General features: G+C 66.4%; 2 protein-coding genes. Both read right to left on the bottom strand.

The annotated features are described in order from the left end of the window. Positions 1-305, bottom strand: a 305-nt coding sequence (gene cpaB, locus AC1D00_RS42405) for a Flp pilus assembly protein CpaB (protein ID WP_477014819.1), incomplete at its 3' end; no start/stop codon positions are given. Positions 306-433: 128 nt separating this feature from the next. After that, the gene (locus tag AC1D00_RS42410; protein WP_135176343.1) at positions 434-958 is read right to left on the bottom strand and encodes an A24 family peptidase; all 525 of its coding nucleotides are present in this window, start codon (positions 956-958) and stop codon (positions 434-436) included. Between the last annotated feature and the right edge of the window lie 129 nt (positions 959-1087).

Genomic DNA, 1087 nt, shown 5'->3' on the forward strand with positions numbered 1-1087 from the left:
CCCTGGATGAAGGGGGCGCGCGCGATCGAACCGGTCACCTGGGTCACGCCCTCCGGGCGCTCGTTGCGGCGAATGAAGGTGGTGCTGGCGGTCGCTGCCGGCCAGGTCTGCCATTGCACGTCTTCCGGTTTCACGGTCTGGCCGAGGCCGATGTCGTTCTTGGCCACCAGCACGTCGACGGTTGGAAGCTGCGCGACCGGGGCCGCCGGAGGCGGCGCAGAATTGTCCGAGCCGCTCGCCAGGTACGCGGCGACACCGCCGGCGCAGATGGCGACCGTCAGGACGACAATGCGTGCCCTATTCATACGCTTCACTTTCCAAACTAACGCCGCGACGCAGCCGCCGCCGTAATCGGCAGTTGACCAGCTATTCGTCAAAGCATGGTTAATGAGGCGTATCTAAATCGGCTTAACGCCGGGTTTACCCGGAACGTTCAGCGCAGTGCGAGATGAGCGAGGTCGATCGCCTTCACCCATTCGGTCTCCGGGTAGACCATCAGCGCGCTCAGTGCGAGCGCGATGCCGTAGGGAATGCCGCTCTCCTTGGCGTGCAGTCGTGCGAGCCAGGCCTGGCCCGCGAGGCCGTAGGGCAGCGGCCATTGCCGGAACTGGAGCAGGAGCAGCGTCAGCGCGCCGCCGAACAGCGAGGCGTAGAGCAGGAAGTTCATCAGCTGTGCGAAGCCGAACCAGAGCGCGACGGAGGCCGCGACCTTGGCGTCGCCGCCGCCGACCCAGCCCATCGCAAAACAGGTGAAGGCGCCGACCAGGACAAGCGCGCCGGCGCCGACATGACCGAGCACCTCGTAAGGTGCCATGCCACCGGCGAGTGCGAGCGCGAAGAAGCCCGCGACCAGCGCCAGCGAGACGCGGTTCGAGATGGTCATCGTGAAGAGATCGCTCGCGGCGGCGAACGCCATCAAGGCCGGGAAGAGCAGAAGGCGCGCAAGGTCGAGGGTCATGGGCTGCGTCTTGAGGCCGGGGTTCGTCGCGAGATCTGGCGTCGCCCGATGCTAGCCGGCAGTGCTAAACAAACCGACAACGGCGGCGGCTTTGACAGGCGGGCTCGCGAGAGGCGGGCTCACCAGAGG

This window comes from Bradyrhizobium sp. P2_E8 (assembly GCF_056403875.1).